General features: G+C 72.7%; 16 protein-coding genes. 11 read left to right on the forward strand and 5 right to left on the reverse strand.

The genetic code is table 11. The features are described 5' to 3' along the window. Positions 1-34: 34 nt before the first annotated feature. Positions 35-2362, reverse strand: a complete 2328-nt coding sequence (locus tag ACT80S_RS06790) for a Tex family protein (protein WP_377414254.1) — start codon at positions 2360-2362, stop codon at positions 35-37. A 148-nt stretch (positions 2363-2510) separates the two neighbouring features. Here ACT80S_RS06790 and ACT80S_RS06795 point away from each other — a divergent pair, with 148 nt between their 5' ends. Then, positions 2511-3125 (forward strand): hypothetical protein, encoded by a 615-nt coding sequence (locus ACT80S_RS06795; protein ID WP_377414256.1) that lies wholly within the window; start codon positions 2511-2513, stop codon positions 3123-3125. Here the strand turns inward: ACT80S_RS06795 and ACT80S_RS06800 are convergent. From ACT80S_RS06800 to ACT80S_RS06810, 3 genes are all read right to left on the reverse strand, one after another. After that, complete coding sequence (locus ACT80S_RS06800; RefSeq protein WP_377414259.1) at positions 3112-4065, reverse strand: glutathione S-transferase family protein; 954 nt, start codon at positions 4063-4065, stop codon at positions 3112-3114. The genes ACT80S_RS06795 and ACT80S_RS06800 overlap by 14 nt on opposite strands. 58 nt (positions 4066-4123) lie before the next feature. Next, positions 4124-5755 (reverse strand): acyl-CoA dehydrogenase family protein, encoded by a 1632-nt coding sequence (locus ACT80S_RS06805; protein WP_377414261.1) that lies wholly within the window; start codon positions 5753-5755, stop codon positions 4124-4126. 97 nt (positions 5756-5852) lie between these two features. Next, on the reverse strand, positions 5853-6281 hold the full coding sequence (locus ACT80S_RS06810; RefSeq protein WP_377414549.1) for a PaaI family thioesterase: 429 nt from the start codon (positions 6279-6281) through the stop codon (positions 5853-5855). Between the two features lie 176 nt (positions 6282-6457). Here ACT80S_RS06810 and ACT80S_RS06815 point away from each other — a divergent pair, with 176 nt between their 5' ends. The 5 genes from ACT80S_RS06815 to ACT80S_RS06835 all read left to right on the forward strand — a co-directional run bounded on the left by ACT80S_RS06815 (position 6458) and on the right by ACT80S_RS06835 (position 10640). After that, positions 6458-6862 (forward strand): type III secretion system chaperone, encoded by a 405-nt coding sequence (locus ACT80S_RS06815; protein WP_377414263.1) that lies wholly within the window; start codon positions 6458-6460, stop codon positions 6860-6862. Further along, positions 6859-7263: a type III secretion system chaperone gene (locus ACT80S_RS06820; protein ID WP_377414265.1), complete on the forward strand. Its 405-nt coding sequence runs from the start codon at positions 6859-6861 to the stop codon at positions 7261-7263. Before ACT80S_RS06815 ends, ACT80S_RS06820 begins: the two co-directional genes overlap by 4 nt. 13 nt (positions 7264-7276) lie before the next feature. Beyond that, the gene (locus ACT80S_RS06825; protein ID WP_377414267.1) at positions 7277-7942 is read left to right on the forward strand and encodes a hypothetical protein; all 666 of its coding nucleotides are present in this window, start codon (positions 7277-7279) and stop codon (positions 7940-7942) included. Between the two features lie 126 nt (positions 7943-8068). Next, the gene (locus ACT80S_RS06830; RefSeq protein ID WP_377414269.1) at positions 8069-8488 is read left to right on the forward strand and encodes a hypothetical protein; all 420 of its coding nucleotides are present in this window, start codon (positions 8069-8071) and stop codon (positions 8486-8488) included. Positions 8489-8507: 19 nt separating this feature from the next. Further along, on the forward strand, positions 8508-10640 hold the full coding sequence (locus ACT80S_RS06835) for a hypothetical protein (RefSeq protein WP_377414271.1): 2133 nt from the start codon (positions 8508-8510) through the stop codon (positions 10638-10640). Here ACT80S_RS06835 and ACT80S_RS06840 read toward each other — a convergent pair. Then, positions 10588-12228, reverse strand: a complete 1641-nt coding sequence (locus ACT80S_RS06840; protein ID WP_377414551.1) for a 3-(methylthio)propionyl-CoA ligase — start codon at positions 12226-12228, stop codon at positions 10588-10590. The two genes, ACT80S_RS06835 and ACT80S_RS06840, sit on opposite strands and share 53 nt — an antisense overlap. 114 nt (positions 12229-12342) lie before the next feature. Here ACT80S_RS06840 and ACT80S_RS06845 point away from each other — a divergent pair, with 114 nt between their 5' ends. From ACT80S_RS06845 to ACT80S_RS06865, 5 genes are read left to right on the forward strand one after another with little or no spacing between them, the layout of a single operon-like run. After that, positions 12343-13833: a protein adenylyltransferase SelO gene (locus ACT80S_RS06845; RefSeq protein ID WP_377414274.1), complete on the forward strand. Its 1491-nt coding sequence runs from the start codon at positions 12343-12345 to the stop codon at positions 13831-13833. Continuing rightward, positions 13830-14240, forward strand: a complete 411-nt coding sequence (gene msrB, locus ACT80S_RS06850) for a peptide-methionine (R)-S-oxide reductase MsrB (RefSeq protein WP_377414276.1) — start codon at positions 13830-13832, stop codon at positions 14238-14240. Before ACT80S_RS06845 ends, msrB begins: the two co-directional genes overlap by 4 nt. Positions 14241-14260: 20 nt before the next feature. Further along, positions 14261-14821: a septation protein A gene (locus tag ACT80S_RS06855; protein ID WP_377414278.1), complete on the forward strand. Its 561-nt coding sequence runs from the start codon at positions 14261-14263 to the stop codon at positions 14819-14821. Then, a complete protein-coding gene (locus tag ACT80S_RS06860; protein ID WP_377414280.1) occupies positions 14818-15108 on the forward strand; it encodes a BolA family protein in 291 nt (96 codons plus the stop codon). Before ACT80S_RS06855 ends, ACT80S_RS06860 begins: the two co-directional genes overlap by 4 nt. A gap of 11 nt (positions 15109-15119) precedes the next feature. Beyond that, positions 15120-15899: a peptidylprolyl isomerase gene (locus tag ACT80S_RS06865; protein WP_377414282.1), complete on the forward strand. Its 780-nt coding sequence runs from the start codon at positions 15120-15122 to the stop codon at positions 15897-15899. Positions 15900-15907 lie beyond the last annotated feature (8 nt).

A 15907-nucleotide genomic window follows, 5' to 3' on the forward strand; every position in this document is an offset into this window, starting at 1 on the left:
CGGCCGCGGGTTCATCTCAGCCGAGTGGAGCGCCCTACTTGCGCAGGCCCTGCAGCTTGGCGAACGCGCCGGCCATGGCGGTATTCATCGGCTGCTGCGGCGGCTGGCGGTAGCCGCGGCCGGCGCCCTCGAAGCGGTTGTCGCCGCCGCGGTCGCGGCGCGCGCCGGCCGGGGCGGCATCGAGCTTCATGGTCAGGCTGATGCGCTTGCGCACCGGGTCGACCTCGAGCACCTTGACCTTGACGATGTCGCCGGTCTTCACCACCTCGCGCGCGTCGTTCACGAACTTGTGCGCGAGCTGGCTCACGTGGACCAGGCCGTCCTGGTGCACGCCCAGGTCGACGAAGGCGCCGAACTGGGCCACGTTGCTCACCGTGCCCTCCAGGACCATGCCTTCCTTCAGGTCGGCGATGTCCTCCACGCCGTCGTTGAAGCGGGCCACCTTGAAGTCCGGGCGCGGGTCGCGGCCCGGCTTCTCCAGCTCGGACAGGATGTCCTTCACGGTGATGGCGCCGAACTTCTCGCTGGCGAAGGCCTCGGGCCGCAGCGGCTTGAGGATCTCGGCGCGGCCCATGACCTCCTGCACCGGCTTGCCCAGCTTCACGATGATCTGTTCGACCACCGGGTAGGTCTCGGGGTGCACGCCGGTCATGTCCAGCGGGTTGTCGCCGCCGCGGATGCGCAGGAAGCCGGCGGACTGCTCGAAGGTCTTGGCGCCCAGGCCCGACACCTCCAGCAGCTGCTGGCGGTTCCTGAACGCGCCATGCGCCTCGCGCCAGCGCACGACCGCCCTGGCCACCGACTGCGACAGGCCCGAGACCCGGGCCAGCAGCGGCACGCTGGCGGTGTTCAGGTCCACGCCCACGCCGTTCACGCAGTCCTCGACCACCGCGTCCAGCGTGCGGGCGAGCTCGCCCTGGTTCACGTCATGCTGGTACTGGCCGACGCCGATGGACTTGGGGTCGATCTTGACCAGCTCGGCCAGCGGGTCCTGCAGGCGGCGGGCGATGGAGGCGGCGCCGCGCAGGCTCACGTCCACATCGGGCATCTCCTGCGAGGCGTACTCGCTGGCGGAATACACCGAGGCGCCGGCCTCGCTGACCACCACCTTCTGCACCTCGCCGGGCAGGCGCTTGATCAGATCGGCGGCGAGCTTGTCGGTCTCGCGGCTGGCGGTGCCGTTGCCGATGGCGATGAGGTTGACGTTGTGCTTCTCGCACAGCTTGTACAGCGTGTGCAGCGAGCCGTCCCAGTCGCGGCGCGGCTCGTGCGGGAACACCGTGGCGGTGTCCACCAGCTTGCCGGTGGCATCCACCACCGCCACCTTCACGCCGGTGCGGATGCCCGGGTCCAGGCCCATCACCACGCGCGGGCCGGCGGGGGCCGCCAGCAGCAGGTCGCGCAGGTTGTCGCCGAAGACCTTGATGGCCACCTTCTCGGCGTCCTCGCGCAGGCGGGCGAAGAGGTCGCGTTCGCTCGAGAGGGACAGCTTGACCCGCCAGGTCCAGGCCACGCACTTGCGCAGCAGGTCGTCGGCGGGGCGGCCGGCATGGCTCCAGCCCAGGTGCAGCGCGATGCGGCCCTCGGCGATCGAGGGCTTGCCCGGCTCGGGCTCCACCGGCAGCACCAGCTTGGCCTCCAGGATCTCGAGCTGGCGACCGCGGAACACCGCCAGGGCGCGGTGCGAGGGCACGCGGCCGATGGGTTCGTCGTAGTCGAAGTAGTCGCGGAACTTGGCGACGTCGGGGTGGTTCTCGTCCTTGCCGGCGGCCAGCCGGGACTTGAACAGGCCCTCGGCCCACAGCCACTCGCGCAGCGACTGCACCAGGGCCGGGTCTTCGGCCCAGCGCTCGGAGAGGATGTCGCGCACGCCGTCGAGGACCGCCATCACGGTGGTGAAATCCTCGCCGCCCTCGCCCTTCTCGGCCTTCACGAAGGCCTGGGCCTCCACCTGAGGGTCCAGCGTGGGGTCGGCGAACAGCCTGTCGGCCAGCGGCTCGATGCCGAACTCGCGGGCGATCTGGCCCTTGGTGCGGCGCTTGGGCTTGTACGGCAGGTACAGGTCCTCGAGCTCCTGCTTGGTCGGCGCGGCCTCGATCGCGGCGCGCAGTTCCGGGGTCAGCTTGCCCTGTTCCTCGATGCTTTTCAGGATGGTCTCGCGGCGCTCCTGCATCTCGCGCAGGTACCCCAGGCGGTACTCCAGCTCGCGCAGCTGCACGTCGTCGAGGCCGCCGGTGGCCTCCTTGCGGTAGCGGGCGATGAAGGGGACGGTGGCGCCGGAATCCAGCAGGGTGACGGCGGCCTCGACCTGCCGCTCCTGGACCTTCAACTCGGCGGCGATCTGGCTGCGGATGCTTTGCATTCGGGAGGGAAACTGGGGAGGTTTTCGGGACGGGCGAGTGTGCCACACGCCCCCGCGCCGCCCGGGGACGCCGGCACGCGCCGGGCGCCGACAGCGCCGCCGCCCGCGCCCGGCGACGCTGGGCGACTTCGCCCGTCCCGGAGGCCCCATGCGCCTGCGCTCCCTGCTCCTCGTTCTGGCCACGGCGGCCGTCGTGGTCTTCGCGCTCCTGAACTGGGAGGAATTCAACCGCCCGACCCCGGTGAACCTGGTCTGGGGCACGGCCACCGTCCCCCTGCCCCTGCTGATGCTGGGCCTGCTGGCGCTCGCCGTGGTCGCCTTCGTCGCCAGCGGCGCGGCCCGCGAGGCGCACCACCGCCGGCTGGAACGCGACCAGGCGCGGGTGCTGCAGGCCCAGCGCGAGCTGGCCGAACGCGCCGAGGCCTCGCGCTTCACCGAACTGCGCCAGGTGCTGGAGACGCACCTGCGCGACGCCCGCCACCACGAGGCCACCGCCGCCTCCGCCCTGGACCAGGCGCTGGCCCGCAGCCTGCGGGACCAGCGCGCGCAGCTGGAGCAGCTGCACCGGGCGCTGGCCTCGCGCCTGGGCGAGATGGAGGCGCGGGTCGACGCCCGGCTGGCCCGCCTGGAGCCGGCGCTCGAGGCCCCGCTGCGGCCGCCGCAGGCCCTGTACGAGCCGGCCGAGGCGCCCGCCCGGCGCGAACCCGCCGGGCAGCGCCTGGGCGAGCCGGACTTCCGCTCCGAGCCGGTCAGGCCGGCCTGAGCACGTAGCCGATGCGGGGGAAATGCACGTGCACCGTGCCCGCGCGCGGGTCGGCGCGGCGCAGGGTGTAGTGGGTGCGGGTGGCGGCGACGAGTTCGCCTTCGGTCTGCTCGTTGCCGAAGGACTCGGGCGTGACCGTCACGCGCGCGCCCAGGGCGATGCCATGGTCGTCCTGGAAGCCGCTGTCCACCAGCAGGTTCTCGCCGGCGGGCCGCGGCTCGTGGCGGGCCGCCACCTCGAGCGCGTCGGCCGAGGCGAAGTCCTCGCCCCGGCCGGGGCCGAAGGCGGCGATGCGGTCCATCCACTCGCCCACCGCGGGCGTGATCGCCAGGATCTCGGCCAGGGCCGGCACGCGGTGCCGCGTGAACCACAGCGGGTGGTAGGCGGCGAAATCGGCGACGCAGGCATCCGCCCCGAACAGGAAGTCGTGCTCCTCGACCATGCTGGCGATGCGCCGCAGGTAGGAGCGGTAGGCGCTGGTGGCATCGGGCGCCCGCAGCACCGTCATGTTGGTGCGCATGGCCTTGCGGTCGGCGGCGAAGGCGGCCGCGATCGCATCGTCGCCCTTGAAGACCTGGGCCGCGCCCCGCGGCTGGAAGTTGTAGGCCATGGCGGCCCCGTACAGCGTGGTGTCGGCCCACTGCGCGAACACCCGCGAGACGCCGCGCAGGTGCGGCGGGTACAGCGGCGGCTCGGCCTGCACGTGCTCGAGCACGTCGCACACCAGCGCGCTGTCGCAGTAGATGTCGGCCCCCACCTGAAGGAAGGGCGTGCGCCGGTAGCCGCCGGTGAGTGCCACCACGTCGGGCTTGGGCAGCACCGCCGGCACCACCACCGATTTCCAGGCCAGGCGCTTGTGCGCCAGCACCCGCCGGATCTTTTCGGAGAACGGCGACATCGGGTAGTGGTGCAGGAGCAGGTCGGGGGCGGGTGCGTTCATCGCGGATCCTTTCGCTGTGCGGGTCGGTCGGCGTCGTCGGGGCGTGCGTCCTGTGGGGTCAGTGCGGCATGGCGCGTGCCAGCAGGTCGTCCAGCGGCAGGCCGGGCGGCAGCAGCCCGAAGGCCCCGCCGCCGGCCTGGGCCAGCCGCGAGGCGGTGAAGGCCAGCGCCACCGGCGCCGGCGCGCATTGCCACAGCAGCGCCGCCTGCGCGGCGAGGGCGAGGTCCTGCGCCAGCCGCCGGGCCTGGTCCTCGGTGGCCTCGCGCGCCAGCCGTGCCGGCAAGGCCGCGATCGCGGCGTCCAGCGCCGGATGCGCGCCGCGCGCCGGGCCGAGGAGCGACTCCAGCGCCTCGGCCGCGCCCGGCTGGCGCAGCGCGCGCAGCAGGTCCAGCGCCATCAGGTTGCTGGCGCCCTCCCAGATGGAGTTGACCGGCATCTCGCGGTAGATGCGGGCCATCACGCCCTCCCCGTCCGCCTCCACGTAGCCGTTGCCGCCCAGGCACTCCATCGCCTCCTGGGCGAAGGCGGCGCCGCGCTTGCAGACCCAGAACTTGGCCACCGGCGTGAGCAGGCGGCCCAGGGCGGCCTCGCGCGGGTCGCCGGCGCGGTCCAGCGTGGCGGCCACCCGCAGGGCCAGCACGCAGGCGGCTTCGGACTCCAGCGCCAGGTCGGCGAGGACGTTGCGCATCAGGTCGTGGGCCAGCAGCGGCCGGCCGAAGGCCTGCCGCTGGCGGGCATGGTCCAGGGCCAGCGACAGGGCCTGCCGCATCAGGCCGGCGGTGCCGAGGGCGCAGTCCAGCCGGGTGAGCGCGCCCATCTCCAGGATGCGGGCGATGCCGCGGCCCGCCTCCCCCACCTGCCAGGCCAGCGCCCCGTCGAACTCGACCTCCGCGCTCGCATTGGCGCGGTTGCCGAGTTTGTCCTTCAGGCGCACCAGTCGCACCGCGTTGCGGCCGCCCTCGGGCAGCACGCGGGGCAGGAGGAAGCAGGTCGGCCCGGCATCCGCCTGGGCGATGACCAGGTGCGCGTCGGACTGCGGCGCGGAGAAGAACCACTTGTGCCCGGTGAGGCGGTGGCGCACGCCCCAGGCGTCCTCGCCATCGGGCGCGGCGCGGCTGGTGTTGGCACGCACGTCCGAGCCGCCCTGCTTCTCGGTCATGCCCATGCCGAGGGTCAGGCCGGCCTTGGCCTGCCAGGGCCGGGGCGACGGGTCGTAGGCGCGGGCCGTCAGCGCAGGCCGCCACGCGGCCTCGATCGCCGCGTTGTGCCGCAGCGCCGGCATCGCCGCATAGGTCATGGAGACCGGGCACAGCACCGCCGGCTCCAGTTCCGTGAACAGCATGAAGCCGGCCGCGCGCGCCAGGTGCGAGCCGCCGGCCCAGGGCGCGCCGTGCAGGCCGGCCGACACGGCGGCGGCCATCAGCGCGTGGTAGCTGGGGTGGAACTCGACCGCGTCGACACGGTGGCCGAAGCGGTCATGGGTATGCAGCTGCGGGCCGTGCACATGGGCCAGCCGGGCGTGGACCTGCATCTCGCGCGACCCGGCCAGCCGGCCCAGGGCATGCAGCGGGGCGGTGTCCAGCCCCGGGGCGAGATGGCGCAGCGTGTCCTGCATCGCCCGGTGCCGGGCGAACAGGTCGCCCTCGGGCAGCGGCGCGGGCTGGTTGAACGCGTCGCGGCCGGTGTCCATGCCCGCCTCCCCCGTCAGTCCCGGCCGGTCCGGCGCCGCTGGGGGCCGGCCTGGGAGGACATCGGGGTGGTCATCGGATCGCTCCGGGGAGTGGGTGTCAGTCGGTCGGGATCAGGTTGAGCGGTTGCGCCTCGCGCGGGCCGGTGGGCAGGCGCCGCACGTACTTGAAGGTGCCGGTGGCGTGCGCGCAGGCCTTGCCCGCTGCATCGTAGACCGTCCCCTCGACGAACGCCAGCGTGGCGGTGCGGTGGACCAGCCGGCCTTCGCTGCGCAGCACGCCCTTGGCCGGCTGCATGAAGCTGGTCTTCATCTCGATGGTGACGACCCCCATGTCGGCGTCCACGCTGCGCGCGGCGGTGGCCAGGGTCACGTCGAGCAGGGTCATGAGCGCGCCGCCGTGGCAGACGCTGAAGGAGTTGAGGTGCTCGGGCTTCGGGGTGAAGGCGATCGCCGAATGGCCGCCGTCGAAGCGGGTCAGGGCAAAGCCCAGGTGCTCGACGAAGGGGATGGTGACGCCGAAAGACAGGGAGTCGGACAAGGTGCAGGGGCCTCGGGCTGTGGTTCGCAGGGCTTCGATCATCGCGCAACCCGCGCCCGCGGGCGCGGGCGGCGGTGTCTCCGTCGCAACAGGGGCCGGCAGGAACCCGCCTGCCGGGACCGTTACTAGGCTGCGTGGCGGGCATCCCCCGCAGGAGAAGGCCCATGCCGCTGGACGACATCCTCCGCAACCTGTGCGCCGAGCTGCGCTTCCCGCCGCCGTCGCCCGATGCCGACGGCGCCATCGCGATCCGTTTCGACGACACCGTCGTGCGCTTCGGCCCGGTCGCCGGCCACCCTGGCTTCGCCCTGCGCGCCCACCTCGGGCGCGCCGACCTCGAGGACCTGACCCTGCTCGAGGCCCTGCTCGCCGGCAACCTGTTCCCGCCCGGCCCGGCCTGCGGCGTCCTCTGCGCCGATTTCGACGGCGAGGTCTTCCTCCAGCACTGGTTCGACACCGAGGGGCTGGCCTACCCGGCCTTCGCCGGCGCACTGGAGGGCTTCCTGGCCCGGGCCGTGGCCTGGCGCGCCGGGCTGGCGGCCTTCCCCTCCCCGGCGGAGGCCGCATGACCCCGGCCGACCTGCTCTTCGACCTCGCCCGCCACCTGGGGATCGCGCCGCCGGGCCTGGATGCCCACGGCGCCTGCGCGCTACGGTTCGCCGACGACCTCACCCTCGAGCTCCAGTTCGCGCCGGCGCAGGGCGAGCTGCGGCTCGCCGCCAGCCTGGGGGAGGCCGACGCCGACGAACTTCAGGGGATCCTCATCGGCGCGCTGCTTGCCAACCTCGCCCAGTCGGAGCTCGGGCGCCCGCATTTCGGCTACCACCCGCAGGCCCGCGCGCTGGCCCTGTGCCTGGTGCTGCCGATCGACACGCTCGATGCCGCGGCCCTCGCGGCCGCCCTGGACCGCCTGGCCGACGCCAGCCGTGTCGCCCGCGGGCAGCTCGCCGGTGAACGGCTGGTGCATTGAATCCGGAGGTGCCATGAACAACAACATCCAGCGACAACCCAGCGTCGCGCAGCCCCAGGCCGTTCACCCGGTCGACCAGGCCGTCGGCCAGGCAGTCGGTCAACCCGTCCTGGCTCAGCCCGTCCTCGCCCAACCGGCTTTCCCTCCACCGGGTGCGCAAGGCCAGCCCCAAGTCCCCGCGCCCGTCGAACACCCGCTGCATCGGCAAGCCGTCGCGCCGGCGGCCGTCCCACGCCTGCCCGCCGCCAGCCTGGACGACCACCGCGCCCACCCGCGCATCGAGCAGCGGTGGTTCCGGGCCATCGCCCTCATCGGCGCCGCGGTGATCGGCGCGCTGGCCGGAGGCCCGGTGGGCGCCGCGGTTGCCGTCGGCATCGCGGCCCTGGTCCTGGACCGCCTGGACAAGCAGGCCGTCGCACCGCAACCGGCCCTGCCGCCCGGGTGGGCTCCAGCCCTGCCGCCAGCGCCGCCGTACGCCTTGCCGCATCAGGCCGTGCCACATCAGGCACTGCCTCAGCCCCATCAGCCTCAGCCCCTCCCCCATCAGCCTCTCCCTCTCCCCCATCAGCCTCCGCCCGTGGCGCATCAGCCGGACCCCGTCGCCGACGCGCAGCGGGTGAACTTCCCGGCGCCGGAGATTCCGCAGGACCTGCCGGCCGACGCGCCCCCGATGAACTGAGCCCAGGCCCCGCGCCGACACGCCCCGCAGAACCAACCCGGGGCGGCCGTTACCGATCCGCCCGCAGGCCCGCATCGAGCGAGCCTGTCCCTTCCCCCTCCCTGCCCCGCCCTTCCGGAGAAGCCCATGTTCACTGAGGTGTGCCACACCCTGTCCGCTCGATTCCAGTCCCTCACCGGCTGCGGCCGCCCTGCGCGCGCCGAGGTGACGCCGGATTCAGGTTCGCTGTCATCGCCCAGCCAGTCCCACCCGCAGCTCCCGCCCACCCGGGTGCCGCTCTCGCAGCAGGCCGCCGCCCCTGCCGAACAGACCCTCGCGCCACGCACCCAGCCCGCCGCCTCTGCCTGGGACCGTCTGAAAGCCGGTGTCCTCAAGGCGGCCCTCGTCACGGCCGCCGCCGTGGTGGCCATGTTGGCCCTGGCGGTGCCCGTGACCTGGCTCCTGGTCGGCGCAGTCGGCCTGGGCGTGGCCGTCGCCCACGGCCTGACGGCCATCGCCGACGCGGCGGGGCAGCCACAGCCCACCGCGCAAGGCCCGGCGCACTGACCCGCGCCAAGGAAACGCCATGCATGCCCTGACCCTGCTGCCTTCCGCCCTCCTGGGCCTCGCGCGCTCGCCCGCGCAGGCGCTGCCGGACGTCCCGACGCCCGCGGCCGCCGTCGCCGCGGGCGTGTCCGCCAGCGGCACGGGGGCGATCGACCCGTGGGAGATCGCGCGCTTCACCCCGGTCGAGCAGGGCGGCACGCTGGCCTGGATGGGGCAGGAGTTCCGGCGGGCCTGGAAGGCCGGCGGCACGGGCCGGGTGCTCGCCTCGCAGGCCGCCCTGGGCGCGGGGCTGGCCACGCCGGCCGGTGCGGCCACCCGCCTGCATGCGCTCAAGGCACGGGGCGAGGCACTCCAGGACACGCTGGGCCGGTACGCGCAGGCCCGCCGCAGGGCCGGCGCCAGCGGGGATGCGGCCTGGGTCGCCGACCTGGCCGCCGGCCGCCAGGACCTGCTGCTGGCCACGCCCCAGGAACACGGGCTCCTGGCCGGCTCGGCGACCTCGGCCGTCCGCGACGGCAAGCCGGATGGGCGCCGCATCGTGTGGGTACCGCACCACGGCCTGCTGGTCGACGCCCAACGCACGCAGCAGTCGAACACCGGCCGCCTCACCGCGGGCGCGGTCCGCGATGTCCAGGCGCTGCTCGTGCATCCCCGCTGCCGCGAACTGCTCGAGCTGGCCGCGCGGCTCTCCGGCCAGGAGGCCGACCGGCTGGAACGGGCGCTCCACGGGCACATCACCGGCCAGGACCTGGGCCACCTGCCCTGCGATCCAGACACCCTGCTCACGGCCCTGGTCCAGGGGGACCGGGCCGCGGTGGCGCGCGCCCTGGTGCCCCGGCAGGTCCGGGCGACGGTGGCCGCCAGCCCGTTGATGACGCCCTGCACCGGCGAGGCGGACGGCGCCCCGGCGCACGACTTCCTGGCCGTGGTCGCCGATGCCCTGGCGCATGACCCGCCGCAGAGGCACCGCACCCGGCAGCTGCTCAAGCTGCTCGAGGAACGCCCGCTCAGGGCGCTGCGCCAGGCGCTGCTCCATGGGGATCCGCAGAAACTCCAGCAGGTGATGATGCTGCACGCCCTGCTGCGGGCCAACGACGCCGCACGCGCCGCCCTGCAGCCCATGCTCGGCGCCCACGACCTGCTGGAGGCGGGCCAGCTGCGGGTGGCCGTGTTTCCCGACCCTGCCCGGCTGGCCAAGGCCGTCACCGGACCCCTGGCCGCCCGGCTCGCCAGCGGGGCCGTCCCCGCCATTGCGAGCGGCAGCCACCACGACGACGCGGCCTGGCTGGAGGGGCTGGAGGCGGCCCGCAAGGAGGCGGCGGCCGAAACCTACGAGCCGCGCTCGGCCGGCCGCGGCGTGCAGTCCCGCGCCCTGGTGGATGCCGCGCCGAACGTCGCCCCGGTGATGCTGTGCGTGGCCCTCGGCGGCAAGGGCACGCCACAGTCGCCGGCGCTGCGTTTCAGCACGCTGCTGGGAGAACTGCTCGCGGCCTACCCGGGCGCGTATGCCTGCGGCGCTGCCCAGGGCACGGCGCAGGCCCTGGGCCTTCCGGCCAGCGGCCTGACCCGCGGGCTGGCGGTGGACAGCCTCAGCGGCTACCTTACGCACAAGCTCACCGGCGAGCCCCTGCGCGAGGGCGACGAGGACCGGGTGGCGTCCACCCGCCGCACGATCGAAAGCCTGGCCGAGGCCGACGGGGTGGACTTCACGCAGGCCGAGCGCGACGTCCTGGGCGTGCTTTACAACGCGCGCAGCTTCGGCAACTGGAAGGACTTCGCCAACCTCGCACGCATCACCCGCTGCCTGCACGAGCAGCGCAAGGTGGACCTGCTGCACAAGGGCGCGGGCGGTACCGCAGGCCGCAAGACGGTGCATGCGCTGGGCGACTCGGTCTTCGCGCCGCGGGGCATGCGGGTGACCCTGGTCGAGCGGCAGCGCGACACCTTCGTGGTGCGCACCGAGCGTCCCCTGCCCCGCCCCCTGCCGCGCGGCGTGATCCCCAAGGGCCGCCGCGAGTACCTGGTGGAGCCGCACCACCTGATCTCGGTGCGCATGGCCGACCCCGCGCCGGTGGAGGCTGCGCTGCGCCGGACCACGGTCACGCCGTCGGCAGGCGGTAGTCCTTCAGGGTCTCCCGCAGGCGGGTCTTGAGCATCTTGCCGGTCGCGCCCAGGGGAATGGCGTCGACGAAGACCACGTCATCGGGCACCTGCCATTTCGCCGACTTGCCTTCGTAGAACGCCAGCATCTCCTCGCGCGTCAGGGCGGCCCCCGGACGCCGGACCACCACCAGCAGGGGGCGCTCGTCCCACTTCGGATGCTTCATGCCGATGCAGGCGGCCATGGCCACCGCGGGATGGCCCATGGCGATGTTCTCGATGTCGATGGAGGAGATCCATTCGCCGCCGGACTTGATCACGTCCTTGCTGCGGTCGGTGATCTGCATGAAGCCGTCGGCGTCGATGGTGGCCACGTCGCCGGTGGGAAACCAGTCCACCCCCTGGTCGTGGCGCAGCGGGTCGCCGCCCTCGCCCTTGAAGTACTGCGCCACCACCCAGGGCCCGCGCACCTGCAGGTCACCGGCGGTGGCGCCGTCCCAGGGCAGCTCGCGGCCGTCATCCCCGACGATGCGCATGTCCACGCCGAAGATCGCCCGCCCCTGCTTCAGGCGCAGACGGGCCTGCTCGCCGGGCGGCAGCGACAGGTGCTTGTTCTTCAGGGTGCACAGCGTGCCCAGCGGGCTCATCTCGGTCATGCCCCAGGCGTGCAGCACCTCCACGCCGTACCGCTCGCGGAAGGCGTCGATCATGGCCGGCGGGCACGCCGAGCCGCCGATCACCGTGCGTTTCAGGGTGGAAAAACGCAGGCCGCCCGCGGCCACGTGCGCCAGCAGCATCTGCCACACCGTGGGCACGCCGGCCGCGAAGGTCACGCCCTCGGCCTCGATCAGCTCGTAGACCGATTTCCCATCCAGCGCCGGGCCCGGAAACACCAGCTTGCAGCCGACCAGCGCCGCGGAGTACGGGATGCCCCAGGCGTTCACATGGAACATCGGCACCACCGGCAGCACCGCGTCCGCCGCGCGCAGGCCCATCACGTCGGGCAGCGCCGCGCCGTAGGCATGCAGCAGGGTCGATCGGTGGCTGTACAGGGCGGCCTTCGGGTGGCCGGTGGTGCCGCTCGTGTAGCACATGCTCGAGGCGGTGTTCTCGTCGAACACCGGCCAGTCGTAGGTGGCGGGCTCGGCGCCGACCCAGTCCTCGTAGGCCACCAGCCCGGGGATGCCGCTGTCCGCGGGCAGGCCGCCGGCCTCGCACAGCATCACGTAGTGCCGGACGCCGGGGCAGCGCGCATGGATCGCCTGCACGATCGGCAGGAAGGTGGCGTCGAAGCACAGCACCCGGTCCTCGGCGTGGTTGACGATCCAGGCGATCTGGTCGGGATGCAGGCGCGGGTTGAGGGTGTGCAGCACCCGGCCGGAGCCGGACACGCCGAAGTAGAGCGCCAGGTGCCGGTAGCCATTCCAGGCCAGGGTGGCGACCCGGTCCGAGAAGCCGAGCTGCATGCGGTCCAGCGCGTTCGCCACCTGGCGGGCACGCCCGGCGACGTCGCGCCAGGTGCAGCGGTGGAGGTCCCCCTCCACCCGCCGCGAGACGACCTCGGTGTCGCCGTGGTGCCGCTCGGCATGGGTGATCAGGCTGGAAATCAGCAGGGGCTGGTCTTGCATCAGGCCGCGCATGGGCTCTCCCGTCTTGTTCAAGGCGCGGCAGTATCCCGCCGGGCCGGCGGCCGCGGTGCCCCGGAAATCCCTCATGCGCCCGGGGGCCCGGGGTGGTGCGGGACAATCCGCCCGATGACCGACACCCTGGCGGACGCTCCCGCCCTCGACCTGGGCCTGGACTGGCGCGACGGCTTCACGCGCCTCGGCCCGTCCTTCCACACCCCCCTGCCGCCCACGCCGCTGCCCGCGCCGCACCTGGTGGGCCTGAGCGAACGCCTGGCCCGCGAGCTGGGGCTGGACCCGGACACCCTGCGCGGCGAGGACGCCGTGCAGGCCTTCACCGGCAACCTGCCCCTGGCCGGCACCCGCCCGGTGGCCACGGTCTACAGCGGCCACCAGTTCGGCGTCTGGGCCGGCCAGCTCGGCGACGGCCGCGCCATCCTCCTGGGCGAGGCGGACACGCCGGCCGGGCCGCAGGAGTTCCAGCTCAAGGGGGCGGGCCGCACGCCGTACTCACGCATGGGCGACGGCCGTGCCGTGCTGCGATCGAGCATCCGCGAATTCCTGGCCTCGGAAGCCATGGCGGCCCTGGGCATCCCCACCACCCGGGCGCTCATGGTCACCGGCTCGCCGGCGCCGGTGCGGCGCGAGACGATCGAGACCGCCGCCGTGGTCACGCGCGTGGCACCCAGCTTCATCCGCTTCGGCCACTTCGAGCACTTCGCGGCCGCCGGGCGCGACGCCGAGCTGCGCGCGCTGGCCGACCATGTCATCGACCGCTGGTACCCGCAGTGCCGCGGCACCGGGCGGTTCGGCGGCAACGCCTATGCGGCCTTCCTCGAGCAGGTGAGCGAGCGCACCGCGGCGATGGTGGCCCAGTGGCAGGCGGCGGGCTTCTGCCACGGCGTGATGAACACCGACAACATGAGCATCCTGGGCCTGACCCTGGACTACGGCCCGTTCCAGTTCCTCGACGCCTTCGACCCCGGCCACATCTGTAACCACAGCGACACCGGCGGCCGCTACGCCTACAACCGCCAGCCCAACGTCGCCTACTGGAACCTGTTCTGCCTGGGCCAGGCGCTGCTGCCGGTGATCGACGACCCCGATCTCGCGCTCGCTGCGCTGGAGTCCTACAAGACGGTCTTCCCGCGCGAGCTGCTGGCCCGCATGGGCGCCAAGCTCGGCCTGTCCGCGCCGCGCGAGACCGACCGTGCGCTGGTCGACGGCGTGCTGCACCTGCTCGCCGAGGGCCGCATCGACTACCCGATCTTCTGGCGCCGCCTGGCCGACCACGTGGCCGGCGGCCCCCTGGCGCCGGTGCGCGATCTGTTCCCCGACCGCGACGCCTTCGACCGCTGGCACGCGGCCTATGCCGCACGCCTGGCCGAGGAGGCCGGGGAGGCCGGCGCGCGCATGCGCGCCACCAACCCCAAGTACGTGCTGCGCAACCTCCTGGGCGAGCTGGCGATCCAGGCCGCGCAGTCGGGCGACTTCTCGGTTGTCGACCGCCTGCTGGCGCTGCTGCAGGATCCCTTCGCCGAGCACCCGGCGCTTGAGGCAGACTACGCCGGCTTCCCGCCCGACTGGGCATCCTCCATCGAGATCAGCTGCTCCTCATGACCTACCCGATCCACAAATCCGAGGCCGAGTGGCAGGCCCTGCTGGCCGCCAAGGGCGCCGAGCCGCGCGCCTTCGAGGTCACCCGCCACGCCGCCACCGAGCGGCCCTTCACCGGCAAGTACGAGCAGGTATGGGCCGACGGCAGCTACCACTGCATCTGCTGCGGCGCGAAGCTGTTCGACTCCCGCACCAAGTTCGACGCCGGCTGCGGCTGGCCCAGCTTCAGCGAGGCCGTGCCCGGCGCGATCCGCGAGATCACCGACACCAGCCACGGCATGGTCCGCACCGAAACCGTGTGTGCACAATGCGGGTCGCACCTGGGGCATGTGTTCCCCGACGGGCCAGCCCCCACCGGCCTGCGGTACTGCATGAACTCCGCCTCGCTCGATTTCACCCCCGAGACCTGACACCCGACCCTGACGGACGCATGAAGCTCCTGCTCGATTTCTTCCCCATCATCCTGTTCTTCGCGACCTTCAAGGTCGCCGGGATCTACTGGGCCACCGGCGTGGCCATCGTGGCCACCATCCTGCAGATCGGCTGGCTGCGCTGGCGTACCGGCAAGGTCGAGCCCATGCAATGGCTCAGCCTCGGCGTGATCGTCCTGTTCGGCGGCGCCACGCTGCTGGCCCAGAGCGAGACCTTCATCAAGTGGAAGCCGACGGTGCTGTACTGGCTCATGGGCGGCACGCTGGCCGTGGGCCAGCTGGTGTTCAAGCGCAACTTCCTGCGCACCCTCATGGGCGCGCAGCTGTCGCTGCCCGAGCCGGCCTGGCGCACCATGACCTGGAGCTGGACCGGCTTTTTCGCCGCGATGGGCGTCATCAACCTGTGGGTGGCCTTCAACTTCGACACCGACACCTGGGTCAGCTTCAAGCTGTTCGGCGGCATCGGCCTGATGCTGGTGTTCGTGCTGGGCCAGGGCATCTGGCTGAGCCGGCACATGAAGGGCGATGCGGAGGACGCGCAGGAGGCGCCGCGGCCATGACCGGCACCGGCATCACCGCGCAGGCCCTGCACGACTGCCTCGCGCAGCGGCTGTCGCCGACGCACCTCGAGGTGATCGACGAGAGCCACCAGCACGCCGGCCATGCCGGCGCTGACGGCACCGGCTTCGGCACCCATTTCCGGGTGCGCATCGCCTGCCCGCAGTTCGACGGCCGGCCCCGCGTGGCGCAGCATCGCCTTGTGTATGATGCCGCGCAGGATTTCATCGCACGGGGCCTGCACGCGCTGGCCATCGAGATCGTCCGAACCCCTACCCCGATTCCCTGAGGGACAACCCCATGAAGAAGCATCTCCTGGCCGCCGCCGCGGCCGCTGCCCTGTGCGCCGCGCTGCCTGCCGCGGCCCAGAACGTCGCCATCGTCAATGGCAAGGCCGTTCCCTCCGCGCGCGTCGAGGCCCTGGCCGCCCAGGTCGCCAAGAGCGGCCGCCCGGTCACCCCGGAGATCAAGAACCAGATCCGCGACGAGGTCATCGCCCGCGAGATCTTCATGCAGGAAGCCCAGAAGCGCGGCCTCGACGGCAGCGACGACTTCAAGGCCCAGATGGAGCTGGCCCGCCAGACCATCCTGATCCGCGAGCTGTTCGCCGACTTCCAGAAGAAGAGCCCCGTCACCGACGCCGAAGCCAAGGCCGAATACGACAAGTTCGTCGCGGCCAACGGCGGCAAGGAATACAAGGCCCGCCACATCCTGGTGGCCAAGGAAGACGAGGCCAAGGCCATCATCGCCAGCCTGAAGAAGGGCGGCAAGTTCGAAGAGATCGCCAAGAAGCAGTCCAAGGACCCCGGCTCCGGCGCGAACGGCGGCGACCTGGACTGGGCCAGCCCCAACAGCTACGTGCCCGAGTTCTCCGCCGCCATGGTCAAGCTGAACAAGGGCCAGGTCACCGAGGCCCCGGTCAAGAGCCAGTTCGGCTTCCACGTGATCCGCCTGGACGACGTGCGCGAGGCCCAGCTGCCCAAGTTCGACGAAGTCAAGCCGCAGATCCAGCAGCAGCTGCAGCAGCAGAAGCTGCAGCAGTTCCAGGACGACCTGCGCGCCAAGGCCAAGGTGGAATAAGGCCCGCC

The sequence above is a fragment of the Ramlibacter sp. MAHUQ-53 genome (assembly GCF_052600055.1).